Here is a 24,940-nt window from a genome sequence, read left to right on the forward strand (position 1 = left end):
AAGTGCATTGTTTAAACGACGAGAAAGCTTGGTCTAGGGGAAAGGGGGCAGTGAGCGGATCAGCCCCAAGTTCCGCAGCAGTAGATCCCGCAGGGATCACGTCCGCGAGGATGTGTCCGAAGGGGATGAGCCGCTCACTGCCCCCTTTCCCCTAGACCGAGGCACTGTTTCGACGGACAAGCTCTGGATTTTTCCTCAATTTATTCCGATGGATGGGTGCTATGAGAAACTTCTTTGGTGTTTGCATCTTGAGTGTGCTGCTTACGAGCTGTGTGTCGGTGAATTTGCCGGGCCGGAAATCCGTGCCTGCCAAGGGGGTGGAGTTTTCTGCTCCTCGGGCGCCCTTTAAAGCTATTGATTCCGCTTCTTCTGACAAGGCTTGGCTGAGTGAGGCCACGGGCAATACCATTTCTTTTGTTTCTGACTGTGGCGGGGCAGACCCTTCCTTGCAGCAGATGGAAACGGAGTCCCAGGCGGCTCTTTCGAATCTGGATGTGAAGAGCTCTGAATCTGTGATGTTTAATGGCCGTGAGGCCCGTCAATCCGTGGCCACGGGCACTGTCGACGGCATACCTGTTCAACTGGCTTTGGTTGTCTTTAAGAAAAACAACTGCAACTACACTCTTAGCTATGGTGGCGTTCAGAAACAGTTTGCGGCTGAGCAAAACTATTTTGAAGAGTTTAAAACAAAGTTTAAGGCACCCTAATGAATAACCTCGCACTTCCTCTGACAGCTTTTATGATGGAAGTCTTCCACTTTATCGGTGGAGTGGGCTTGCTGAGCCGCGATGTTTTACGTGAAACCATTCACGGCCGCATCTATTTCAAACTGATCGCCGAACAAATCTATCAGATTGGCATGCGTTCTTTGCCTTTGATCGTGATCACTGCCGTCAGCATTGGAATGGTGATGTCGCTGCAGTTCGGTCTGGGGCTGGAAAAATTCGGTGGCAAACTTTATGTCCCAAAACTTCTGGCCGTGACCATCTTGCGTGAAATGGGTCCGGTCTTTACAAGTTTAATGCTGGCAGCGCGTGTCGGCGCCGGAATCGCCAGCGAGATTGGCAGTATGGTGGTGACTCAGCAGATTGATGCCATCCGGGCACTTGGCACCTCACCGATTAAGAAAATTGTTATTCCCCGTGTGCTGGCTTGCCTTATCACTCTGCCCATTCTGGTTTCTATCGCCAATCTGGTCGGCAACCTGGGAGGTCTCATTGTCGGGGCCACTGAACTGAATCTGGACCCAAATTTCTATTTGCTCAAAGTGATGACCACCTCTTCGATTCAGGACTATTTGTCAGGGTTTGCTAAAACCTTCTTCTTCGCTTTGTTTATCGCGATTCCTTCTTGCTACTTCGGTTTGAATGTAAAGGCCGGAACCAAGGAGGTCGGCATCGCGACCACCAAAGCCGTGGTCGTTTCATCCATTCTGATTGTTGTGGGTGACTTCTTCCTGTCAAAACTTTTCTGGATTGTGGAGAAAATGATATGAGTAACGAACGCAATGGCGTTATCGAAGTCGTTGATTTCCATAAATCCTTTGGCAGCAAAAAGGTTCACCAAGGTGTCAGCTTCTATGTGCGCAAAGGCGAATGCCTGGGACTGATTGGAGGCTCGGGCACCGGCAAGAGCGTTCTGCTACGCAGCCTTGTTGGCCTGGAAAAGCCGGACAAGGGCCAGATTCTGATCAAAGGTACAGATATCACCCCCATGAACGAAACGCAGCTTATTGAGATCCGCAAAAAAGTGGCCTATGCCTTCCAAGGCGGCGCCCTTTTTGATTCGATGTCAGTTTATGAAAATCTGGCTTATCCCTTACGCGAACATTTCAATTTCACGGAAGAGGAAATTGCCAAGCAGATCCATGATCAATTGCAGGAATTCGGTCTGCCTGGTTCGGAAAATCTTCTGCCAGGAAATCTTTCCGGAGGGATGCAAAAGCGCGTGGGTCTGGCTCGTGCCATGATGATGCATCCGGAAGTGGTTCTGTATGATGAACCCACGGCAGGGCTGGATCCCTACAATACCAAACGTATCCAGGAATCCATCTTAAATCTAAAAGCCAAAGGTGTGACTTCCATTCTGGTCACCCACGATATGCCGACAGTTTATGCCGTCTGCGACAAGGTGGCGTTGCTCTTGAATGGAAAAATCGGTGAACAATACACAATTGAAAAGCTCAAGCAGGAACCTGCTGGTGTTATGAGTCAGTTTATTAACGGAGAAAGTGCTTAATGGAATCTCACTTCAGCACCCAAGTCAAAGTCGGCATCTTCCTGACCATCGGGATTTTCCTGATCTTAGCCTCGATTTTTTTCCTCGGGGCCGACAAGGCGATCTTCACGTCTTACGTTCGTGTTCACGCCCATTTCGATCAGGTTCAAGGGTTGGCCGTGGGCAGTGTCGTTTCCCTGTCCGGTGTGACTGTCGGAAATGTCGAATCCATCACCTTCCTGCCAGAGAAAAACTCTTTGGACGTAAAAATGAAGATCAACGAAGACTACATTGATCGCATCCGTCAGGGATCACAGGTGGAAATCCGCACTCAAGGAGCCTTGGGTGACAAATTCGTCTTTATCATCCCGGGCGACCCGCGCGCAGAAAACCTGAAAGAAGGCGATATCCTGGCGGTGGCCAAACCCACTGACGTGCTGGGTATCATCGCCGAACGTGGCAATGAGACATCGCGCATTTTTGATATTATCAATGAGCTGTATAAAATCACCCACGCCATGAATGTCGACAACCGCATGATGCGCGTGATGAACAACCTGGACACCGTGGCCAGCAGCCTGGCACAAACCAGCAAGGACAGTCAGAAATTTGTGGCGGGATTGAATTCACATGGCGGCGGCGAAAAGCTGGCGAAATCCATCGACAAACTGGATGCCATTCTGTCAAAGATTGATCGCGGAGAAGGAAGCCTGGGCGCTTTGATTAACGACCCTTCCATTCACAACCGCCTGAAATCCATGCTGGGCGGTTCAAACCGCAAAAACCACGTCGAGTCGCTTCTGCGAACATCGATCGAAAAAGAAACCAAAGACTAGTTAAAGCTGGCCCTAGGAAATGCTTCTGGGGCCTTCTTCATTTTAATTCTGCAAGCTTCCTCCACTAAGTCCGGAATTGCGAAGAACCTGAGTGGAAAATCACGGGCCGCCTCTCTAGGCTCAGATTCATGGAAAGATCAAAAACACTCGAAGCAATTACAATAGGCATCACTCTTCTTCTGATTCTGGCAGGCACGGCACAAGCCAAGGAACACCGTATGGAAGTGCCCCTTCATGGACTTCAGGAGAAACGATTCGGCACGGAACTAATCTATCACGATGAAGAAAGCGCCGAAGACGAGAAAAGAGAGGTCCGTTTTTCATGGACTGAAACCTTCAAAAAAGCCCCAATATCCGTTCAGGTTTCCAGCCTGATGAACACGGAAAACGTGGGGGCAACAGCCCAGATCAGCTGGGATTTTTGATCATTTCGCGGCACTATCTAACTTTTTGACAGGCCGAGGGCGGTTATCTTCAACTTGGGGTGTGTTGCTTTTTTGCATAGAAGCCACCTTATGAGAAAACTGCTTATATTCGGACTTCTACTACTAACAGCCTGCCAAGAAAACCTGCAAAATGGCGAGATCTCGCCTTTAACTGACGACGCCATTGTCGGTGGTCGCCAGGTGGATGATTCAGACCCCGTTTCCAAACAAGCTCTGAATTTCCGTGTATTCCACTCCCCTACTACGAAACAAGACTCTGAGAGCATCACAACCTACTATAAAGTCGCTCAATGCACCGGCAGCGCCATCGGCTCCCGCCTGATCCTGACGGCCGCCCATTGCATTATTCCCAGAGAAGATGCCACCCATCGCGTGGACATTAAAAATGGTGACGGGCAAAATATCACTTTTAAAGCCCTTCAAGTGGCAATTCATCCAAAGTATCTTGAAGGTGACAAGAACTTCGATGTCGCCCTGGCCTATCTGGAATCAGACCTAACCCCTGATGTTGAGATCTTGAATCTGCCACAAAAAGACGTTCCGATGCTGCTGACCTCGGTCACTGCTGCGGGCTATGGCAGAATGGATGGGCGCCCGTCACAACCTGGAAATGCGGGTATTCTGCGCACTGTGGACCTGAACGTATCGAAGTATGATCCGACCCTTCCTTACTTCATGGTCAATCAAAAAGAAGGAAAAGGGTTCTGCCAAGGTGATTCCGGTGGTCCGGCAATAACTCTTATCAACGGTAAGAACACCGTTGTGGGTGTCGCCTCAAAAGCAACTCACAAGTTGGAGTGGGCACCTGATGAAGAAAAGAATCTGTGCATGCTAGAAGGCCAGTACATGAATGTGCAGTTCCATCTAGACTGGATTTTAACGGAGTCAGCAAAATTCATCATGCAATAGTCCAAACAGTTGGCACAGGTTTTTCAAGAGTTTTACTTTAATTTCAAAAGGCGCTAAAACTGCGCCTTTATTATCAATATAACGTTCTTGAGGATGATGCTGTGAACTTTCGGGCATTGCTTGTAACATTTTGCGGACTGATGAGCTCAATTTGCGCTCAGGCCTTGATGTCCACAAGCACCTTACCCGAGGGCATCAACAGCCCTTCTTTCCGTTTCGGCATCATTGATGGCATCGGTCAGAAGTACACAGAATCCGGCAGCCTGATGAATCTTGGAGATTACAAATCTGTAGTCTTTGATGCTAAAAATCTGGCCAAATTTAATTCTGATGCCAAACGCCTGATTGATGCTTTGAACCGTTTTGGCGGCCACGCTTTAGGGGACTCATTCAACCTGGGAGTTCTGCGCGTTGATACAATGCCACGTGTTCAGTATTCAGCTCCGGTTTTTGCCCGGGGAATCACCAACCGATGGACCGTCGGAGTTGGTGTTCCAATTATTTCTTATACTAACAAAATCTCCCTTTCGCAGGAATTTTCCAATATCGAATACTATCGTCAGCAGTTCTCGGGTCTGAATCCTGAGCTGGATGACGCCCTGAACACGGACTTGAGCAAAGCCACCAACGAAACTTTGACTGGCAAAGGCTATAAAGCTTTGAACAATCGCGATGAAACCTTCGTCGGTGATATTCAGGTCGTCAGCATGTACAAACTGTACGAAAAGAACGAAAAGGTCCTGACCTATCAGGCGCAGGTGAATCTTCCGACAGGGCCGAAGTTTGATCCCGATGACCTGGCTTCTTTGAATGTTTTTGGTCGCACCAATATCACCAACTCATTGGCTTACTCACAGTACCTGATCGGTCGTCTGTCGATGGTGCCTTATGTCTCGTACCTGATTAATATTCCCGACACTGTCACGGCCCGGGTTCCGCTGAATGAAGACGACACCCTGCCAGACGCCAACACCAAGGAAGATGTGACTCGCACACTGGGAAACATCGCCACCGTGGGCGGCAATCTTTTCTATGAAATAAATGACAGTTGGATGGTGGGGGGCGGTTATGACTACTCCACCAAAGATGCTGACAGATACACTGGTGAGCGCGGAACTCGCTACGACCTTCTGGCCACTAACACCGCCTCCACAGCCCACCGGGTGAAGGCCGAGATCACCTATAGTTCGGTCAAATCCTATTTCAAAAAAACAGCCGTGATCCCCCTGATGGTTTCCTTCCAGGTGTCTGACACTTTCTCAGGCGTGAATATCGAACGTCAAACCGCTCAGGAAATGAACCTGATGTTGTTCTTCTAGAAAGGAGGGCGTATGAAAAAGTCTTTAAAAATATTGCTATCATCCGCCCTTGTTCTGAGTGCCTGTGCCCCCAAAGTCGAAGATCGTGTCTTTGACCAGCCCAAGACCACATTTGGACCGCAATCAAAAGACACGCAGCTTAATCTGCGTTTGCGCCAATACGGTCAGGCTGCCCCGTCACTGATTTGGAAGGACACTGTTTCGTCCGCCACTTACTTTGAACAAGCAGAGACCTTAATTGAATTGGGCGAAAAAACTTCGCTGGAACAACTCAAAGACACCGGGCTTTCCTGGATCCGAAAGTTCTATAAGACACCTGATTCCACCCTTTCAATTGAGCTGGCTAAATCCCCATTTGCCGCTCTGGCCACAGGCCAAACCCAGGAACAGGTGCGCACCACACTTGGGGAAGTTCTGGCAGAACTGGATGCCGCCCGCCCCACGATCCGCACCCATATTCTGAACCTTGGCGAAAGACTGCCACAAACTCCGGTCACGGGGCTTGGGGCGATGCTGACTCGAGCGGAGATGTTCACCAATATGGTTCTGGCCGAGATCCCACGCATGGGGCTTACGCCCACAATTGAAGACGGATTGAAAGTGGGTCTGATCGACACAACCAAACCTCTTTTTGCCGATGCCCGGGCATTCCTGCAGCGTTTGATGGCGACAAAGACGCTGACACAATCCCTGGCTTTGATTGACGAGGCCATCTTAAAGTTCGAGATTGAACTGGATCCCGAACTTCAAAAGAGCATGAAGCAAGGACGCCAGCTGGCCAAGGGCCTTGATGGCATTAACGGACCGCAGACTTCCTTGGCCGTTCTGGTGGACATCTGGCGCATCCTGACGCCGGAAGAGCGCGCGCAATACTTCAAGCCGGTGAATGAGGATCTGTACGACTTCCTGACAAAGCAGGACGCTAAAGAACTTGAGTGCCTGCAGACCGAAGGATGTCTGGGTGGCATTATCAACGGTATTGCCAAGAAACTTTTCATTCTGCCGAAGATTAAAAAGTACGGCATCGACAAACTTCGCGCCGAAATGAACGAAGCCACCCGAGGCTATGTCATCAGTTCGATTGAATCGTTCGCGGCTGAGTTTGTGAAAACCATGCCACAAACCTTTGCTGACAACATCGATGCGGCCATCATCGACAAGGCCGCGGCGATCGCTCGTGTGCGCGATGGCTATGGCAACTACGTTTCAAATCTGTTCAAGGTCTGGCAGAAAAAAGTGCTGCCAGACTCCGAGGGCCGCCTGCCTGGTTTTGAAACCCACCGCGTGAAGGTCAATATCGCTTCGGGGAAAGAAACTGAGCTGAGCACTGTTGCGGCTTCCCTGAATGTCTCTGGAGAGACGGTGGGGGCCGGGCTTTCCGCCAGTGCGGAACTTCTGATGAAAGACGGAAATCTGGGACCGATGGCATTTTCGCATATGCTGGCTCAGGTCAACAAACTGGTGGCAGTCGGTGGCTACCGCGATGTCGACAATAATCTGATTCCATCTTTATTGGCGCCAGTCCAACATCGCGGCAAACTGCTGGACATTATGAACTTCGATGAATCCAAAGATCCGGATTTGTCTTTCCGTATTCCTGACACCATCGCTTTGCAGGACCCCTACCATGCCGATCCTAGTATGATCTATGAACGCGACTTTTCGGCTGCGGCTTTTGCCGCCCAGGTGCGTGGGCTGAGCCGCATGATGCGCCTGACTCGCGACTGGGAGAAAACCGTCATGGATCAGCAACTGGGGCACATCATGGCTCAGGATCTGACCACCGATGCAGAACACGACGATCTGAAGCAGCCTTTATTCCCCAAGGACATGCTCTTTGCCTTGAATCTGGGAAATGCGGCCGTTCTACTTCAGGACATCACAAAAAAGGCGACACCCGTCTTCCTGCTCACGACAGAGAACAATCTGCTTTGGGCTGACAGCTATGGCAGCACTCCGGACACAGCCATCATGGCCGGCATCGTGGACATTAAAAAAGGGGAACGCCTGAATTTTGTGACCACCAAGGACACTGCCCAGTTCCTGCTGGCCATGAGCGAATTCCTGGAAGCCACGGAAGGTGTTGAAAAAACCAAATCCTCTATCTTGCTGAGCAAAGATGCCAACAACGAAGCGCCTCTGGATGTCTTGCTGGCTGGTCGCAAAGATATGAAACTGCTGGCTTTGGCTGTGGCTAATTTCATTTCCAATCAGTTGATTCAGGAAAACAAACTGGCAATCACACAGATGGGTCTGAGCGATCGTAAAGCGGTCGGCAAAAAACCCTTCCTGGTGGTGCAACAGGCCTATGCTATCCGGGCTCTGCTAAAAGCGTATCAACTGACGAATATTGATTCTTACCTGTGGTCTGCACAGGAAGTTTACTATGCAATGAACCGCTCTTTGTTCAGTGCCAAAGAAGAATTCTATACCAACAGCGATGGCAGCCAACTGAGCTTCCCGGAACGCCTGCAAACTCTGCTGGCGTTACAAGATCTAAAACCCTACTTGCCAGCAGAAAGCCGTCCGCAGTTGGAACGTCTGATGGCCCCATGGTTGGAAGCTCTTAAAAATTTAAAATAGAACCCTGTTAGTCATCATCACTTTCAGGGGCAATCTTGGAAATCATCTCTTTGAAATCCGTCTGATCCTGCGTTGGAACTTCACGGCGATCCAGAGTGAACTTGATATATTTTACAAAATTATTCTGAAACTTCTGGTTGATGGTGTCGCGAATAGGATCTTTCATAAAGATCATCTGCTGCATCCACGAGGAATTTCGCACCCAAACGTACAATACGCCCCTCTGGAAGCCCACGGGCTCGGCGTTTTTTGCAATTGTGGGCCCTACGACTTCATCCCACTTCGCCCACAGCTTCCAGCGCATAAACTGCTCGGACAATGGCGACTTGCCATTTTCGAAAAGTCTCTGTAGTACTTCCGAGCCGATAGATAATTTGCCTTTGGGTTTCTGATTGGGATCCATGTAAGAAAAGGTCTACCACAAAGATGACAAATTTCACTCAAAATCAAAAAATTACAGTCGTTGGCGCAGGCCTTGCGGGCTCAGAGTGCGCTCTACAGCTAGCTGACATGGGATACAGTGTCGTACTTTACGAGATGCGCGATAAAACCATGACCCCGGCGCACAAAACCCACAAATTCGCAGAACTTGTGTGCTCCAACTCCTTTGGCAGCTTGGGTGAACACTCTGCTCCCGGCCAACTGAAATGGGAGGCAAAAAAGCTGAACTCTCACATCCTGCAGGCCGCTTTTGAAGCTCAGGTTCCTGCCGGTCAGGCCTTGGGTATGGATCGCGAGGTCTTTTCTGCCATCATGACTGAAAAGGTCAAAAATCACCCCAACATCGAAGTTCGCAACGATGTGGTGAAGTCCTTGGACGACATTCCCCGCCCGGCCGTTATTGCCACGGGCCCTTTGACTCACGATGATCTGGCCGAAAGCATGCGCCAGCACTTCGGCGATGAGTTCCTGTATTTCTTTGATGCCATTGCACCGATCATTGATGCGGATTCCATCAATACGGAAATCGCTTGGAAAGCCGATCGCTACGACAAGGGCACGGGTGACTACTACAACTGCCCGATGAACAAGGAAGAATACAACCGCTTCATTGAGGAAATCCAAAAAGCGCGCAAGATCGAGCCGAAGGACTTCGAGACTACTGAGTTTTTTGAGGGCTGCATGCCGATTGAAGTGATGGTCGAGCGCGGGCCTCAGACGTTGCGTTTTGGCCCGATGAAGCCGATTGGTTTGGATGATCCTCGCACGGGCCGCTATCCATGGGCTGTCGTGCAACTTCGTCAGGACAACAAAGAAGGCACCGCCTACAACATGGTGGGTTTCCAAACCCGCATGGCCTATGGCGAACAGGTGCGCGTCTTCCGGATGATTCCTGGATTGGAAAATGCAGAGTTCCTGAAGTTGGGAAGCATTCACAGAAATCTGTTCATCAATTCACCGAAGCGCCTGAACAAGGACCTTTCCAGCAAGAACGACCCTTGGTTGTTCTTCGCCGGACAAATCACAGGTGTGGAAGGATACTTTGAATCCACGTGCACGGGCCTGATGGTTTCCCGCTTCCTGAACCAAAAACTAAAAGATCAGCCGTTCAATCCTCCGCCAAGAGCGAGCGCCTTTGGCTCTTTGCTGGAAGCGATCACCGACCCTACGCGGGCGGAACACTTCCAACCAACCAACATCAACTTCGCGTTGCTGCCACCCTTGGCAGAAAAAGAGCGCGATAAAACGGTTCGCAAGGAAAAGCAAATCTCCATCGCCAGAGCTGCGATGGAGCAGTGGAATCCATAAAATAAAAAAGGCCCCTTTGATCTGTACCCCAAATTTCGGACAGGAAAATAAAAGACCCTGTCCCATTTTTGGGGTATTTTCGTATAAAAAGGAAGCAGATCATGGGCTCACTGTCCGAAAGAGATCGCCGAGATCTTGAGAAGAATCCGAATGTTCTAAAGGTAACGCAGTCCAATGTTGCCTATACCCCCGAATTTAAGGTTAGGGCCTTAAGGCTTCGGGAAGAGGGACAAACTCCTAGTCAAATTTTTAAAGATGCTGGTATTAACCTATCCTTATTTGGTGTGGATTATGCCAAGAAGTGCCTTCAGCGTTGGGAAAAGATGTCTACCCAAGAAGGTGGATTAAAGAAAGACCGCCGAGGTTCTAAGTCTACAGGTCGACCCAAGGGAAAAAAGCTTAAATCAGCAGAAGATGAAATCGCTTATCTTCGCGCGGAGAACGACTTCCTAAAAAAGCTCCGCGCCTTGGAGGCAAAATACGCAAACAAGAAAAGTTCGCGTTGATTAGCAAGGCGGTCAATCATCGGCCTGATCTATGTCTCAGCAGGCTGTGCGCTCAGGCTCAAGTCAGTACCAGTGGCTATTACTACTGGTTTGCCCAAAGAGCATCTCCCCAGGTCATCACAACAGACGCGGAATGGGTGCAAATCATTTTTGCGTATAGAAGGGGTAAAGCCGGCGCTAGGACAATAAAGATGCTTTTGCAACGCCACTTCTGGATCAACATGAACCTGAAGAAAATTAGACGGTTAATGAAGAAGTACGGCCTTCAGGCGACTATCCGACGTAAGAATAAGTACAAGCAAGGCTGGGCATCAGGTGAGGAACACCGGGTAAGTCCGAACATCCTAAGCAGGCAATTTAATGTTGAAAAGAAAGACACAGTTTATTCAACAGACATTACCTACTTAGACTATGGCAAAGGAAACAGGGCTTATCTGTCAGCCGTAAAAGACTTGGCAGTGAAAGATATCGTCCACTATACGGTTTCTCCTGGAGCTGGACTACACGTTGCGATTCGAGGCCTGGAAGACCTATTCAGCCGAAAGCCAGAGAGTTTGATCATGCATTCGGACCAAGGGTGTCACTATACATCCAAGACGTATCGAGATCTTTTGTCTAAGTGGGGTGTCACCCAGTCCATGTCCAGAAAAGGCAACTGCCTGGACAATGCGCCTATAGAAAGTTTTTTTGGTCATTTAAAAGATGAAGTGGATCTTCAAAGTTGCCATACGTTTGAGGAATTGGTAGCAGAGATAGACCGTTATATTAACTACTACAATAACGAACGTCCCCAATGGGGCTTAAAAGGAAAAACCCCGGCAGAATGCCGAGGTTTCACTTAGAGGACCCTTTTATTTATCTGTCCACTTTTTGGGGTACAGATCACTTCAAGGGCCTTTTCTTTTAGGAGATTTCCATTTCGCGTTTTAGTTTCCAATCCATTGTGGGGGCATCCACTTCCGGCTTGAAGTGCTGACGGCAGCGGGCTTCGTAAGCATCGTGAGTTCCGACCAGAACCTGCCCGTCCCCGCCCGCAGTTCTTTGCGTGCGGCTGGCCGGGGCTCCACATACCACACAGACGGCGTGCTGTTTGGTCACACTTTCGGCAATCGCCATCAAGGTCGGCATCGGCTCAAACGGCTTACCCTGCCAGTCGGTGTCCAATCCCGCAATAATGACACGCAAACCGCGATCCGCCAGATCCTGAGAAATCTGCACCAGATTGTGAGAGAAGAACTGCCCCTCATCAATACCCACCACTTTCGTACCAGGCTTTAACAAGGACCAAATTTCTTCGGCATCGTGAATAGGAGTCGAGTCAATCGTCGTCAGATCGTGAGACGTCACGGCCATATCGTTATAGCGCTTATCTATAATAGGTTTGAAAACCTGAATCTGCAGGCGGGCGAACTCTGCACGACGAAGACGACGAATCAGTTCTTCCGTTTTCCCGCTGAACATGGAACCTACAACAACTTCAATCCATCCACGGCTGTGGACATAGGAAAACTCAGACACCAAATCCCCCCTTAGTGACCCTCTTAAAATCACGATTATGGAATCCGACAAAGCTGTCAACGCCCGATCTGGCCTAATTCTGACAGTCATGCGTCAGAAAAATGAGTGAACTGAGACTTTGTGACGCCCTTCTGTAAGCGCTGTCGGAGCCTGTACTTTTTTACAATTGAGCGACGAATTTGTGCAAGATCCGTAAAGTTTTCGCATTTAAAGACGGAAATAAGGTGCTTATTGCTTGCACTGGCGCCGCACCAAAGGATACCAAAGCCCCACGCTATGGGAACGATTTTAAGATTTCGACAGAAAATCGCCCGGGCTCTTTTAGTAGGAGCTCTTGGGTTCACGACCGTCGCCATGAATGGCTGCGACGCCATGATCTGGGACGAACAGGAGAGCCTGACTCAGGTTCAGTCCAAAGGTGAGATCGTTGTCCTGACCACACAAAGTCCTCTTATATATAGTAAGCCCAAACGTGGCGACGCCTTCGGGATCGACCATGACTTGCTGGAGAACTTCGCCACTCATTACAAACTTAAACTGAAGTATATCGTTTTACCGGATGAGGACTCGGTGATGCGGGCGCTCTCCAAAGGTGAAGGAGATATCGCAGCCGCCCGCTTGAGGACTCCTCACAATAGTACGGGGGCCTTGACGGGCCCAGCTTACGAAGAAACTTACCTGAGTCTGTACTGCCAAAGGAAGGCCCAGATTCAGAACATCAAAGACTTGAACGGCAAAAGCATCTCGCTGCTGAACAAGGACAACTACCTGGGACTGTCCCAACGCCTGAACCAGCTTTCCCCGCAAGTGCGTGTAGAGATTCTGGAAAACACAAAAACCCAAGATCTGATGGCCAATCTGGCTCAACGTAAATCAGACTGTGTGATCGCCGAAAACTTCAGTGGCGACTTCTACTCCCGCTATCACACCTCGATCGAAAAAGTGACGACTCTGACTTCCCCCTACTCTCTTAGCTGGAGACTGTCTCCGGACAATGCAGCACTATTGCATCTGATGCAGTCCTGGTATCAGCAAGCTTCGCGTGAAGATGAAATCATGCAAACTCTGGATCGCTACAAAACCTATCTGGCCCAGTTGGATAAACGTGACATTGCCCAGTTCTTCAAAAAGGTACGTTCGACTTTACCAACTTATAAGGACACCTTCCGTGAAGCAGCTCGTGAGCATAATTTGCCATGGCAGTTGATCGCCTCTGTTGCTTACCAGGAGTCTCACTGGAACGCCGAGGCCCGCAGCTACACCGGCGTGCGTGGTTTGATGCAGTTAACGACGGATACAGCCCTGCATGTGGGAATTGAAGATCGCACCGACCCCGTTCAAAGCATCTGGGGTGGAGCCAAGTACCTTCGCTATCTGATGGATCGTGTTCCTGCCCACCTGAATCCCAAAGATCGCCTGGCCTTGGCTTTGGCAGCATACAATGTGGGCCTAGCCCATCTGAAGGACGCACAAAAGTTGGCAGAAAAAATGGGCCGCAATCCTCATTCTTGGAGACACATGCGGGAAATCCTGCCATTGCTGGCAGATCCCGATTATGCAGCTGAATTGGAATACGGTCCCGCCCGTGGCTACGAAACTGTGGACTTTGTTGAACGTGTGAAGTCCTTCTACAATCTTATGAACTCTGCCAGCTAAGGGCTCTCCCTCTCTGGCCCAAATCATCCGACATTTAGTTTTCTTACCGATCTAAAATTTGAATTCTGAAATCCAGAAAATAGAATAGCTCAAAATGGCCGAACGCCTGTTGACTGCGACTATTTTTATTACTGTCCTTCTGGTAGGCCTTTTTGCGGGCTTCGTGACCTTCTTTGTGACAGTCGTTAATCCCACACTGCTTGCCATGCAGCTGCGCCAATACATCGAGTTCCATCAGACCGCCGTTCCCATCTTTGAGCCCCGGGTGCAATCGCTTTACATCGCCATGATCCTAAGCACTTCGCTATGGCTGATTCTGCGTCGGCGACTCTGGAAGAGCTTTGAATTCATCTGTGTCGCAGCGACCTTCTTCTGTCTTGTCGACGAAATCATTCTGTCATACTGGGGGCACTACAAACTTAACGAAATCCTGTACCGGGCCAATCCCATGGCACCAGAGCCCGTGTACTGGATTTCGATCCGCAACGAATGGATTCAGTTTATGTACCTGCACATGATGGTCATGGTAGCGGGATTCATCCTGATTCTGATGGCTCTTTATTTCAATCGCCAAACTATGACTCCAAAATAAAAAGCCGGTGATATCCATCACCGGCCCCAGTCTTTGATAAAAAAAATGTTTTTTGAGATCTATTCTACGGTGACGGACTTCGCCAGATTTCGTGGCTGATCCACGTCGTACCCCAGATTGCATGCCAGGTGGTAAGACATCAACTGCAATGGAATCACCGACAAGATCGCATTCACAGTCCAGTGAGCCTTCGGAATCGCCAGATAGTATTCACTGATACCACGAAGCTTTTCATTGTCGCCTGTTCCGATGGAAATCACTTTACCGCCGCGAGCACGTGCTTCTTCTAAATTGCTGATGGTTTTTTCGTACAGATGATCTGTCGGAGCCACCATCACAATCGCCATGCGTTCATCGATCAGTGCCAAAGGACCGTGCTTCATTTCACCGGCGGCATAACCTTCCGCGTGCATGTAGGCCAGCTCCTTCAGTTTCAGAGCGCCTTCCATTGCGATGGGGAAGCTCGTGCCACGGCCCATGTACAAGAAGCCGCGGAAAAGCTTCAACTTAGAAGCTGCTTCCTCAAAGTATTTGTCGTAAGCCAAAACACCTTCCATCTGGCTTGGAACAGCCAGAAGGGATTTTACCAGGTCTTTTTCCTCTGCCTCGCTCATCACACCGCGAGTGCGGGCCATGGCAATAGCCACGGTATTAAGAACCGCCATCGTGCTCGTAAACGCTTTGGTGGAAGCCACACCGATTTCCGGTCCGGAGTTCATGTACAAATGTCCATGCGCCTCACGATCAATCGTGGAGTTCTTCACGTTGCAGATGCTCAAAGTGATCGCACCCATTTCCTTGGCCATGCGAATAGCTGCCAAAGTGTCAGCCGTCTCACCGCTTTGAGAAACTGTCATCACCAGACTTTTTGGCGGGATGACTGGGTTGCGGTAACGGAACTCACTGGCAATATCCACTTCCACAGGAACCTTTGCCAACTGCTCGATCAGGTATTTTCCGATCATGCCGGCATAGTTGCTGGTCCCGCAGGCGATGATAAATACGCGCTCAATGCCCTTGAACACTTCCTGCGTTTTAGCCCAGTCCGCTTTGCTGTCGAGTTCTTCCAATTTCTGAACCGGATGTCCACCGAAGCCAATGTTTTTCAATGCAACAGAGAAGGTCTCTGGGTTGACGTGCGGCTCGATCGCCGCCGCCACGGCACGGGGTTGCTCATAGATTTCTTTGAGCATGAAGTGCGCATAGCCCTGCTTTTCCACCATCTCAGGGTTCCAGTTCAGTTCCACGATTTTTTTCTGAATCGGGAAACCGTTGGCAGAGAAGAACTGCACATCCGTACCCTTGATAGAGGCTACTTCGCGGTCCTCAAGATACACAAAGTTCTTGGTGTACTGAATCAATGCCTGTACGTCGCTGGCAACGAAGATCTCTTTTTCCGCCAAGCCGACAACCAGCGGTGGGCCGTCTTTAAAGGCCACCAAACGATCGGGCTCTTGCTCCCACATCACCAAAATCGAAAACGCCCCACGGATTTTTTCCAGAGTGTTCTGAACTGCCTTGAACAGATCCTTGGTGATTTCCACCTCTTTGGAAATCAGGTGGGCCACCAGCTCGGAATCGGTGTCGGAAGTGATCTCCGCCCCTTCGGCCAAAAGCTCCTCGCGGATTTCCAGATAGTTTTCGATGATACCGTTGTGAACCAGACTGATGCCACGAACCTGGTGGGGATGGGCATTGCGCTCAGAAGGCTTTCCATGAGTCGCCCAACGGGTGTGACCAATACCGATGTGACCGTCGAATGTTTCTGTCGCCAGTTTGTCTTCCAGGGCTTTCAATTTACCAGGCGCACGCACACGCTTGGTTTTCCCCTGATTCAAAATAGCAACACCGGCACTGTCATAGCCGCGGTATTCAAGCTTTTTCAAACCACTGACAATCACATCTTTAGGGTTTTGTGGTCCCAAATAACCGACAATTCCGCACATAAACTCACCTACTCTTTTTCTTCAGCCACTGGGGCTTTCGCAGTATAATTTTCTTTTACAAACTGTTTCCCACGCGCCACAGCCAAAGCCTTGGCTGGCACGTTCTTCGTGATCGTGGAGCCGGAACCAATGATGGCATCATCACCAACTTCGATGGGAGCCACAAACTGAGTATCACTGCCCACGAAGACACGATTGCCGATCTTCGTTTTATATTTCTTTTTATCCGCAGCGTAATTGCAAGTGATAGTTCCGCAACCCACGTTCACTTCTTCGCCGATTTCAGCATCCCCCAAATAAGTCAAATGACCGGCCTTGGATTTTTTGCCGAACTTCACTTTCTTCATTTCCACGAAGTTCCCGACATGGGCTTCTTCGAAGATCTCTGTTTCAGGACGAAGACGCGCATAAGGTCCGACAGACACTTTGTTGTGCAGCTTGGAGTTTTCCAAGTAGCTGCCCCCACGCACCTGAACACTGTCGCCGATCTCTGAATCCGAGATAAACGCATTGGATTCAATCACCGTGAAAGAACCGATCTTGCTGCGGCCGCGGATAAAGACATTGGGATAAATCACAGTCCCGGCGCCGATTTCCACGCTGTCTTCAATATAAACAGTGCGCGGATCGATCATCAGCACACCTTCTTCCATCAGACGCAGGGCTTTGCGCTTAAACAGCAAACGTGTCGCCTTCGCCAGTTCCACCTGATTGTTCACTCCCACAGCCACTTTTGGTGTGGACTGAATCGCTTGCACACGGCACTTGTCCTGAATGCACAAGGAAATCAGATCGGTGATGTAGAATTCCTTTTTGGAGTTGTTATTTTGAATCTTCGGCAGATATTCGCTCAGAATAGACGCCTTCACCACGTAGATGCCAGTGTTGATTTCACGGATCTTCAAGGTTTCCGCGGAAGCATCTTTGGCTTCCACAATCGCCGCCAGATCACCCTTGTGGCGCACAATACGACCGAACTCCGCCGGATTCTTCAGTGTGGCCGTCACAACCGCCAAGTCACATTTTTCATCACGGAAGATGCGCACAAAATCCTTGATATCCGACGCTTCGATCAGCGGATGATCCCCGTTCATGATCACGACGATGCCTTCAATCGTCTCAGGCTTTGCACAACGAACGGCGTGGGCTGTTCCCAACTGCTCGTCCTGAACATAACAGGCCACGCCCATGGGCTCCACCACCTGACGCACCAAATTTTGACCATGGCCGACAATCACGCGCACTTCCGCGGCACCCGCCTGTTTGGAAGCTTGAATCACTTTTTCAATCATGGGACGGCCCGCGACAGGATGAAGAACTTTTGGCAGCGGGGACTTCATACGCGTCCCTTTTCCTGCCGCAAGAGCGATGACCGTCAACTTCTCAGATGCATTTGCAGACATGTTTTAAACTTCCTTTTAAAAGCTTTTCTTCTCTGAAAAAAACAGGCTTAATTGTCTCATGCAAGCAGAAATTTTTCATCAAACTTCTTGGGCCACAACAATTCGGGGAACGCCGATTGAGCTGTATAAAAAAACACACAGTCTCAGTGGTTTTTCCGAACGTCCTGTGCTCTTCGTTGGCGGTGTTCACGGTGATGAACCCGAGGGTGTCCGCCTGGCCGAAGAATTTCTGCAATGGCTGAAACAGGCTGAAGCCACCCGCAGTGCGGAAATCCGCCCCTGGATTCTCATTCCCTGCATCAACCCGGACGGCTACGCGCAAAATCAGCGCACCAATGCCAATGGCGTGGACCTGAATCGCAACTTCCCCTGCCGAGACTGGAGCCCGGAAGCCAAGGCCCCTCGATATTACCCTGGCCCTTCGCCCGGGAGTGAAAAGGAAGTTCAGGCATTGGTAAAACTCATTGAGGACGAAAAGCCACAGCTTATAGTACACTTTCATTCGTGGGAGCCTTGCGTTGTTTACACGGGCCAACCCGGAAAAATAGCAGCGGAGATTCTTGCAACCGGCACGGGCTATGAAGCCCGCGAAGACATTGGCTACCCGACCCCTGGCAGTCTGGGACAGTACGGCTGGCTGGAAAAACAAACACCGGTTGTGTGCATCGAAGAGCAGGAAAATATCGATCTGAATCTGGTATGGCCTCACTTTAGAACGGGCCTCCAGATGCTGATCACAGGACGGAATTCTTGATGAAATACAAAAGCCTCGCATTTGATTTGGATGACACTCTTTTGGACACCTCGGGCCTGCTGGTTCCGATGGCGTCCCGACGTGCATGCGAGGCCATGCTGGCGGCAGGCTTGCGCTGTACTTTGGATGAATGCATGCAGGCGCGCGCCGAACTGGCCACTGAGCTTTCTCACACGGAAATCTTCACCCGCATCGTCAATCGCTTTGGCACCAACCAACAGGGTAAAGCCGTGCACGATGCTCTGGAAGAATTCTACAACCCTCAGGTTCCAGAATCCCTGCCGCTGATGGCAGGCGCGCTGGAAAATCTGAAGACTTTGAAGTCCAACTACAAACTGTTTCTGGTGACGGTCGGTTCGATCCCTTCCCAGGAAAAAAAGATCAAGGCCCTGAACATCGCCCCGTTCTTCGACGGAATCTATATTTTGAACGGTTTTCTGGGCGAGAAAAAAGACAGCGCCTTCCGCGACATCGTTCGCAAACAGGGGCACGACCCCAAACATCTGCTTAGCATCGGCAACCGATTGTCCAGCGAGATCCGTGACGGCAAGCGCATTGGTGCTGACACCTGCTACTTCGCCTATGGAGAGCACGTCGGCGAAAAACCGCAATACCCTGAGGACCATCCGGATTTCACCGTTTCCCACCATAAGGATTTGATCGCCACATGCGGACTTTAAAGGCCGGATTTTTGTTAATTGGCCCCTGGGATCCACGCCTGCAAGAGCTGGGTGCTCACATTGCCACGGACTTAAACCAGGCCTGGCACTGGATTCAGGATTCCACCTATGACGTGGTCGCCCTGTCCGTGACATTGATTTTGGGAAAGAAGTTTCGCGAGTTCTACGACGAAATAAAACGCGCCCATCCCGCAACCCAGTTTATCGCCGTGGTGCCGGCGGATTTTTCCGCCAACCAACTGGCCTTGCTGCACGAGGAATACTCGTTCCTACGCGTGATGGAAAGCTTTCAGGATGCTGATCTGGAACAACATTTGTTTTCCGCCCTGGAAGAGGCCAATCAGCGCAAGCAGGATGAAAATCTGGCTCTTTTGATACGCGAACAGACATCGCAACTAAAACGCCTGCAAATTGAACTGGAAGAACGTGTTCAAAAAAGAACCAAGTTCCTGACGGAAGCCCGCCGCAAACTCTTTATGACGAACTCCCGTATCGAAGGCTTCAAACGTGCCCTGATGGCGGTGCATGAAGCCAGCTCAGTGGTGGAAATCGAACAACTCTTGAATGATTCTTTGGCAGCGACGGTTCAGACTTCATGGATTCGTCTGTTCTTTCATCCACAGGACGAACTTTTTGCCAATCAGGTACAAAGCCAGCTGAGCTTTACCCAGTACCAGGTGCCTCTCTTCCGTCAGCACGAAAAGGTTGGTTCGATCTTTTTCCTGCGGGCACAGGATCATCCCTTTTCCCGCGAGGAAAGTGACTTCCTGAACCGTGTCGCCGAAGCCGTGGCTTTGGCACTGGATCGTATTCAGAAACTGAAAGAATCCGAGTCCCTGAAAGAACAGTGGGAGGCCACGTTTAATTCCATGTCCGATCCGGTTGTGTTGATTGATACGAACTACGACATCATTCAGTCCAACAAGGCTCTGGAAGAACGACTGGCAGAACAGCCGCACCAGGAAACTTCACGCAAGTGCTTCAAGGTCCTTTACAACCGTGACGAGCCCTGCCCCGGATGTCAGCGCGGCAGTAACTTCCGCGTTCAGTCACGCAGTTCCTCCCCGCGCACCTTTGAGGTCTATTCGCAAAGTTTGCTACTGGACTCCGAAAAGCCACCGGTGTTTGTGAATCTTTACCACGACATCACCCAGCAACTGAAAATGGAGCGACAGATCCTGGAGTCTGCAAAAATGGCAGAGCTGGGAACCATCGGTTCCAGCATCGCACACGAACTGAACAATCCTCTGGGGGGCATTCTTTCCTTCACCCAGCTGATCAAAATGGACATGGACCCGCAGCATCCTCTGTATCCTGATGTCGTGGAAATGGAGGCCGGCGTTCAACGCTGCAAAGAGATCGTGCAAAATCTTTTGGGTTTCACTCGCGATCCAAATGCCGATCGAGAAGGCGAAGTCAGCGTGAAAGAAATCTGTTTGCGAGCCCTAAAAATTGTCGAGCTGCAAACGAAGTCCCAAGGTATTGAAGTGAAGCTGCACTTCCCGGCAGACGATGTTTCTGTCAGAGGACATTTAAATTTGTTGGCGCAGGCTTTGAAGAATGTCCTGCAAAACTCCATCGACCGCCTGACAGATAGAATCCGCCAGGAAAAAGGATTTCGAGCTTTTCTCGACATTGAAATCAATGTCGAAGCGGATTCTGCCGTTATTTTAATCAAAGACAATGGTCCTACCGATAAAAATCCAAGTCTTCCTATGGGCTTAGGAGTTTCCGTGGCATCACAGATTCTGCGGGATCACGAGGCCGAGCTCGAATTTTCCTCGGCTCTAGGCCAGCCTTATATGGCAAAAATTTCCTTCCCCCGTCCAGTTTTGAGGTCCTGAAAGCCTTACCAGGCGCGGATTTTTTGACAGTACCGTCAAAAACCCCCTATCCTAAATCTAGCTGAAAATTCAGCTGGGACCCACCATGGAAGGAAGGTTCATGCGTAATCAACGTGTGCTTATATTAGATGACGAATCCTCGCTCCGCACAGCTCTGTTCAGAGTGCTGGATCGCAAAGGCCTGAATGTCATCACTGCCAACAAAATCGAAGAAGCCAAAGTTCTGTGCCAGGGTGACACCCCGGTGGATTTGGCCATTGTCGATTTGAATCTGCCGGATGGCGATGGCATCGAGTTCATGACTTACCTGAAATCCCTGACCCCTTCCACGGAAGTGATCATCCTGACCGGTCACGCCACTATTGAGTCTGCGATTCGTGCGACTCAAAAAGGGGCCTTCCACTTCGTGACCAAGCCTTTCAATTTGGAAGAGCTGATGAGCTTGATCGAAAAAGCTCTGACTCACAAAAAACTGCAGCAGGAAAACCAGCAGCTGCGTTCTGAGCTGAACAAGAAATACAAATTCGACCAGATCATCGGCAGCAGTGATCAAATCCAGAATGTTCTGCGCATGATCGAGCGTGTAGCGGATTCAGATTCCACAGTACTGGTCACCGGGGAATCCGGAACCGGTAAAGAATTGATTGCCCGCGCGATTCATTACAATTCTCCGCGCGCGCAAGGACCTTTTGTTCCGATCAACTGCGGCGCGATTCCGTCTGAACTTTTGGAAAGTGAACTTTTCGGACATATGAAAGGTGCCTTCACCGGGGCCATTGCCAACCGCGTGGGTCGCTTTGAAATGGCTGACGGCGGAACGATCTTCCTGGATGAAATTGGCGATCTTGAACCGTCCTTGCAGGTAAAGCTGTTGCGCGCCTTGCAAGAGCGCAGTTTCGAGCCGGTGGGGTCCACCAAAACTGTCACCGTCAATGTCCGCGTGATCGCAGCGACAAACTTGAATCTGGAAGAGGCTGTTGAAAATGGGCGGTTCCGTGAGGACCTGTTCTATCGCCTGAACGTCATTCCCATCACTGTTCCAGCTTTGCGCGAACGTAAGAGTGACATCCCGATGCTTCTGAATCATTTCATGGATATCTTCAATAAATCCAAAGGCCGTGGCCTGACAGGCATCACGTCCGATGCTTTGGACTGCCTTGTGAACTATCCTTGGCCTGGAAATATCCGTGAACTGGAAAATCTGGTTGAACGCATGACCATCCTGAAAGGTCAGGGCCAGGTGGACATATCTGATCTTCCTTTGAAATATAAATCCGGCAAGACGGCTTCAGCGGAAGTCGGAGGCCTGGAGATCCCCGACGCGGGCATGGACTTCAACTCGGCAGTCGATGCTTATGAAAACGCGCTGATTCTGAAAGCCCTGGAAAAGACCGGCTGGAATCGCAACCAGGCGGCGGCCCTGCTAAGACTGAACCGCACCACTTTGGTGGAGAAGATCAAAAAGAAAGGCCTGACTCCTCCAAACGAAGTCACCCCGACTTAAAAAAACAAAACCCGCTGTTCCTGCAGCGGGTTTTTTCTTTTTAAGGGCTCTTGTTCAGATTATCCCGAATCAGCGGATATTTGCTTAGATCCCCCGCCAGCGCTTTCCGAACCGAGGCTTCGATCCTTGGAAGGTCCGGCTTCAGCTTTTTATGAAAGGTCAGAAACAAAGGCAGCGTCAAAAAGTCTTTCTTCCCCATAACCACCTTTCCCTTTGCCGCTGGATAGGCCTCTATCGCACTCAGTCCCACTTCCCGAATCGCCAGAAAGTAATCAATTTTTCCATCCACTAGCAGGGCCACGCTTTGCATGGGGTTCGTCGTATGGATAAACTTCAAACGTCGGCGAGTGGCCTCCAGCACCAGAGCATGATTGTTGATCGAAATGCCGCCCTTAACTGCCTTCAGCTGATCCTCTCGAAACTTCGCGTCGGATCCCCGATAGAAGGCTCGTCCGCTGGTTTGCATCAGAGGAAAGGATAGCGAGACCGTCTGATCCCTTTGTTCCGAGAAGGATTTGTCATCATAAAGAATCGCATCCAGTTTGCCTTCAATGAGAAGCTCATACGGTCTTTGCGCTGGAGTGTTCTGAATAACAACGCTGTAGCCCGCATCCGCCAAGGCCTGACTTATAAAATCCTGGAACTCCATGATGGCTTTGACCCGTTTCACTTGAAAAGGAACGCCCATCACCAAAGGCTTCGGGGTGGAGACCTCTTGAGCGACCGCCGTCGAACACAGACAAAACAAAAATATAATTAGTCTCATGTGCCCATCCTAACAACCCTGCCCGGAACTTTCAAATTATGAAAAATAGAGAATTTCTCAAGTTGTCGTCAGTGTTTTTGTCTGCAAATCCAATCCTCGGACAGGGCCTATCTTGAAAATGGCCTCTCAAAACTTTCACGCAGGGATCCTGCCTTGCACACGCAAGACATCGAGGTGTTTATGAGATCTGTGAATATAATTGTATTTATCTTGAGTTTTTCCGCACAGGCCTGGGCGTTGACTGAGATCCCGCCAACTCCTGATCAAATGGCCTTACGAGCAGAATGTGACCGCGTCGAAGAATCTTTTCCGGATTTTGCCTGTCTGCGTTTTGAACTCTATCAAAGCTCAACACAAGCCTTATTTCAGGATTTGGAGGAACTCAAGGACCTCAACGACTGGCGTCTGCAGCAAGCTTCCTGGCCCCTGCTGGTCGAGGCTCTGATGAGTTCCATGAATCATCAAATCAATCGCTATGAAGATCCTGCAGATCGAATGATCATGGAAAAAACAAGAGCCAAAAATCACTGGTTCTTGCTACAGCTCAAACAGGGGTTGGAGCATTTTTGGGTGGACCCCGACACTTACTGGTTTCCCAGCGTGAATGCCGTCAGTTTTATCGCCGTGAACATCAACAGGTCACAAATTCTGGTGATATCCCACGGCGAACGCAATTAGTTACTTCTTCTGAAACAGGTGCAACATCTCAAACAGGGCGTCCATGCCGGCCAAAGCTGTGATGTCGGCATGATCAAACGGAGGTGAAATTTCCACCACGTCGCCACCCACCAGGTTCGGGATTTTCAAAGCACGGAAAATCCGTTGCACTTCATAGGTGGTCAGACCACCCGGAACCGGAGTCCCCGTTCCCGGAGCGCAACTTGGATCCAAGTTATCAATGTCGTAGCTAATATAGGTCGGCGTTTCATCAAACGCCGGCAGTGTGCGCAGGAAGTCATTCAGGGGCTGATTGCGAATTTCATCCACTGTGATGACACGGATGCCGTGCTTGTTCACAAAGTCCAGATCATCCCCGCCCGCCAAAGGGCCACGAATTCCGATTTGAACCATTTTTTTAGGATCGACCAACCCTTCTTCAACCGCATGACGGGCAAAGGCACCGTGATGATATTCCTGCCCCCAGGCCGCCGGATAAGTATCCAGGTGGGCATCAAAGTGAATGAATGCCAGAGGTTGACCGTACTTTTTGCGCAAAGCTCGCAGCACCGGAAGTGTCGTGGAATGATCTCCTCCCACGGCCAGGAAGCGTTTGTTGTGACTTAATACTTCACCCACAAACTTTTCAATACGCTCGTAAGTCTGATGCTGATCAATAGGAACTGTCGGGCAATCCCCGATGTCCGCAACCTTGAGCTTTTCAAAGAAATTTTCCATACGGGTCATATGGAAACCACGTCCCAAACTGGAAACCTCGCGCACCTTGGCCGGAGCAAAGCGCCCGCCGGGACGATAAGAAACTCCCCCGTCATAGGGAATGCCAAAGATACCCACCTCGTAGTCAGCATCCACAGAGACATAAGGCAATCTGAAGAAAGTTTTAATTGCAGAAAAACGCGGGAACTCACGCCCGCTGAGAGGTTTGTATTCCATGATGAACTCCTCCATCGAAAGTAAGTCTTATCCTACCCCTCAGGCCGGAGTTGGGCAATGACGCTCCCCCGTTTTGGGGCCAGCATTGACTCTGCCATGAC

At 50.1% G+C, this 24,940-nt stretch carries 24 protein-coding genes; 18 read left to right on the forward strand and 6 right to left on the reverse strand.

All coding sequences use genetic code 11. The features are described from left to right. Positions 1-221: 221 nt before the first annotated feature. The 8 genes from ACZ5ZV_RS17825 to ACZ5ZV_RS17860 all read left to right on the forward strand — a co-directional run bounded on the left by ACZ5ZV_RS17825 (position 222) and on the right by ACZ5ZV_RS17860 (position 8,310). Entirely contained in the window at positions 222-707 is a 486-nt protein-coding gene (locus tag ACZ5ZV_RS17825) for a hypothetical protein (RefSeq protein WP_464118566.1), read from the forward strand. Further along, positions 707-1,495, forward strand: coding sequence for an MlaE family ABC transporter permease (locus ACZ5ZV_RS17830; protein WP_464118567.1), 789 nt, complete (start codon positions 707-709; stop codon positions 1,493-1,495). The genes ACZ5ZV_RS17825 and ACZ5ZV_RS17830 overlap by 1 nt, the downstream gene beginning before the upstream one ends. Beyond that, positions 1,492-2,238 (forward strand): ABC transporter ATP-binding protein, encoded by a 747-nt coding sequence (locus ACZ5ZV_RS17835; protein ID WP_464118568.1) that lies wholly within the window; start codon positions 1,492-1,494, stop codon positions 2,236-2,238. Before ACZ5ZV_RS17830 ends, ACZ5ZV_RS17835 begins: the two co-directional genes overlap by 4 nt. Then, positions 2,238-3,053 (forward strand): MlaD family protein, encoded by an 816-nt coding sequence (locus tag ACZ5ZV_RS17840; RefSeq protein ID WP_464118569.1) that lies wholly within the window; start codon positions 2,238-2,240, stop codon positions 3,051-3,053. The genes ACZ5ZV_RS17835 and ACZ5ZV_RS17840 overlap by 1 nt, the downstream gene beginning before the upstream one ends. 128 nt (positions 3,054-3,181) lie before the next feature. Continuing rightward, the gene (locus ACZ5ZV_RS17845; RefSeq protein WP_464118570.1) at positions 3,182-3,478 is read left to right on the forward strand and encodes a hypothetical protein; all 297 of its coding nucleotides are present in this window, start codon (positions 3,182-3,184) and stop codon (positions 3,476-3,478) included. A 90-nt stretch (positions 3,479-3,568) separates the two neighbouring features. Next, positions 3,569-4,408 carry a S1 family peptidase gene (locus ACZ5ZV_RS17850; protein ID WP_464118571.1) on the forward strand — a complete coding sequence of 280 codons (840 nt, stop codon included), beginning with the start codon at positions 3,569-3,571 and terminating at the stop codon, positions 4,406-4,408. 140 nt (positions 4,409-4,548) lie between these two features. Then, on the forward strand, positions 4,549-5,727 hold the full coding sequence (locus ACZ5ZV_RS17855) for a hypothetical protein (RefSeq protein WP_464118572.1): 1,179 nt from the start codon (positions 4,549-4,551) through the stop codon (positions 5,725-5,727). 12 nt (positions 5,728-5,739) lie between these two features. Next, positions 5,740-8,310: a hypothetical protein gene (locus ACZ5ZV_RS17860; RefSeq protein WP_464118573.1), complete on the forward strand. Its 2,571-nt coding sequence runs from the start codon at positions 5,740-5,742 to the stop codon at positions 8,308-8,310. 7 nt (positions 8,311-8,317) lie between these two features. On the opposite strand, the gene ACZ5ZV_RS17865 is transcribed toward ACZ5ZV_RS17860, so the two are convergent. Then, on the reverse strand, positions 8,318-8,713 hold the full coding sequence (locus tag ACZ5ZV_RS17865; RefSeq protein WP_464118574.1) for a DciA family protein: 396 nt from the start codon (positions 8,711-8,713) through the stop codon (positions 8,318-8,320). Positions 8,714-8,736: 23 nt separating this feature from the next. Here ACZ5ZV_RS17865 and trmFO point away from each other — a divergent pair, with 23 nt between their 5' ends. The 3 genes from trmFO to ACZ5ZV_RS17880 all read left to right on the forward strand — a co-directional run bounded on the left by trmFO (position 8,737) and on the right by ACZ5ZV_RS17880 (position 11,407). Next, the gene (trmFO, locus tag ACZ5ZV_RS17870; RefSeq protein ID WP_464118575.1) at positions 8,737-10,059 is read left to right on the forward strand and encodes a methylenetetrahydrofolate--tRNA-(uracil(54)-C(5))-methyltransferase (FADH(2)-oxidizing) TrmFO; all 1,323 of its coding nucleotides are present in this window, start codon (positions 8,737-8,739) and stop codon (positions 10,057-10,059) included. A 101-nt stretch (positions 10,060-10,160) separates the two neighbouring features. Next, positions 10,161-10,565: a transposase gene (locus ACZ5ZV_RS17875; RefSeq protein ID WP_464117089.1), complete on the forward strand. Its 405-nt coding sequence runs from the start codon at positions 10,161-10,163 to the stop codon at positions 10,563-10,565. Beyond that, positions 10,562-11,407, forward strand: a complete 846-nt coding sequence (locus ACZ5ZV_RS17880) for an IS3 family transposase (RefSeq protein WP_464117088.1) — start codon at positions 10,562-10,564, stop codon at positions 11,405-11,407. The genes ACZ5ZV_RS17875 and ACZ5ZV_RS17880 overlap by 4 nt, the downstream gene beginning before the upstream one ends. 61 nt (positions 11,408-11,468) lie before the next feature. Here ACZ5ZV_RS17880 and ACZ5ZV_RS17885 read toward each other — a convergent pair whose 3' ends face one another. Beyond that, complete coding sequence (locus ACZ5ZV_RS17885; protein ID WP_464118576.1) at positions 11,469-12,083, reverse strand: thymidine kinase; 615 nt, start codon at positions 12,081-12,083, stop codon at positions 11,469-11,471. A 276-nt stretch (positions 12,084-12,359) separates the two neighbouring features. Here ACZ5ZV_RS17885 and mltF point away from each other — a divergent pair, with 276 nt between their 5' ends. Then, a complete protein-coding gene (mltF, locus tag ACZ5ZV_RS17890; protein ID WP_464118577.1) occupies positions 12,360-13,739 on the forward strand; it encodes a membrane-bound lytic murein transglycosylase MltF in 1,380 nt (459 codons plus the stop codon). Between the two features lie 94 nt (positions 13,740-13,833). Continuing rightward, entirely contained in the window at positions 13,834-14,331 is a 498-nt protein-coding gene (locus tag ACZ5ZV_RS17895) for a hypothetical protein (protein WP_464118578.1), read from the forward strand. 59 nt (positions 14,332-14,390) lie between these two features. Here ACZ5ZV_RS17895 and glmS read toward each other — a convergent pair whose 3' ends face one another. After that, positions 14,391-16,277, reverse strand: coding sequence for a glutamine--fructose-6-phosphate transaminase (isomerizing) (glmS, locus tag ACZ5ZV_RS17900; RefSeq protein WP_464118579.1), 1,887 nt, complete (start codon positions 16,275-16,277; stop codon positions 14,391-14,393). Positions 16,278-16,285: 8 nt separating this feature from the next. Beyond that, positions 16,286-17,680 carry a bifunctional UDP-N-acetylglucosamine diphosphorylase/glucosamine-1-phosphate N-acetyltransferase GlmU gene (glmU, locus tag ACZ5ZV_RS17905; protein WP_464118580.1) on the reverse strand — a complete coding sequence of 465 codons (1,395 nt, stop codon included), beginning with the start codon at positions 17,678-17,680 and terminating at the stop codon, positions 16,286-16,288. A gap of 58 nt (positions 17,681-17,738) precedes the next feature. Between glmU and ACZ5ZV_RS17910 the strand changes: the two genes are divergently transcribed. From ACZ5ZV_RS17910 to ACZ5ZV_RS17925, 4 genes are all read left to right on the forward strand, one after another. After that, positions 17,739-18,434 (forward strand): M14 family murein peptide amidase A, encoded by a 696-nt coding sequence (locus ACZ5ZV_RS17910; protein ID WP_464118581.1) that lies wholly within the window; start codon positions 17,739-17,741, stop codon positions 18,432-18,434. Then, a complete protein-coding gene (locus tag ACZ5ZV_RS17915; protein ID WP_464118582.1) occupies positions 18,434-19,114 on the forward strand; it encodes an HAD hydrolase-like protein in 681 nt (226 codons plus the stop codon). Before ACZ5ZV_RS17910 ends, ACZ5ZV_RS17915 begins: the two co-directional genes overlap by 1 nt. Next, a complete protein-coding gene (locus ACZ5ZV_RS17920) occupies positions 19,102-20,958 on the forward strand; it encodes a sensor histidine kinase (RefSeq protein ID WP_464118583.1) in 1,857 nt (618 codons plus the stop codon). Before ACZ5ZV_RS17915 ends, ACZ5ZV_RS17920 begins: the two co-directional genes overlap by 13 nt. Positions 20,959-21,058: 100 nt before the next feature. Then, positions 21,059-22,462: a sigma-54-dependent transcriptional regulator gene (locus ACZ5ZV_RS17925; protein ID WP_464118584.1), complete on the forward strand. Its 1,404-nt coding sequence runs from the start codon at positions 21,059-21,061 to the stop codon at positions 22,460-22,462. A gap of 40 nt (positions 22,463-22,502) precedes the next feature. Here ACZ5ZV_RS17925 and ACZ5ZV_RS17930 read toward each other — a convergent pair whose 3' ends face one another. After that, positions 22,503-23,228 carry a substrate-binding periplasmic protein gene (locus ACZ5ZV_RS17930; RefSeq protein WP_464118585.1) on the reverse strand — a complete coding sequence of 242 codons (726 nt, stop codon included), beginning with the start codon at positions 23,226-23,228 and terminating at the stop codon, positions 22,503-22,505. 180 nt (positions 23,229-23,408) lie between these two features. Between ACZ5ZV_RS17930 and ACZ5ZV_RS17935 the strand changes: the two genes are divergently transcribed. Further along, complete coding sequence (locus ACZ5ZV_RS17935; protein ID WP_464118586.1) at positions 23,409-23,906, forward strand: hypothetical protein; 498 nt, start codon at positions 23,409-23,411, stop codon at positions 23,904-23,906. Here the strand turns inward: ACZ5ZV_RS17935 and speB are convergent, their stop codons facing one another. Further along, positions 23,907-24,839: an agmatinase gene (gene speB / locus ACZ5ZV_RS17940; RefSeq protein WP_464118587.1), complete on the reverse strand. Its 933-nt coding sequence runs from the start codon at positions 24,837-24,839 to the stop codon at positions 23,907-23,909. Positions 24,840-24,940 lie beyond the last annotated feature (101 nt).

The organism is Bdellovibrio sp. HAGR004, assembly GCF_055397015.1.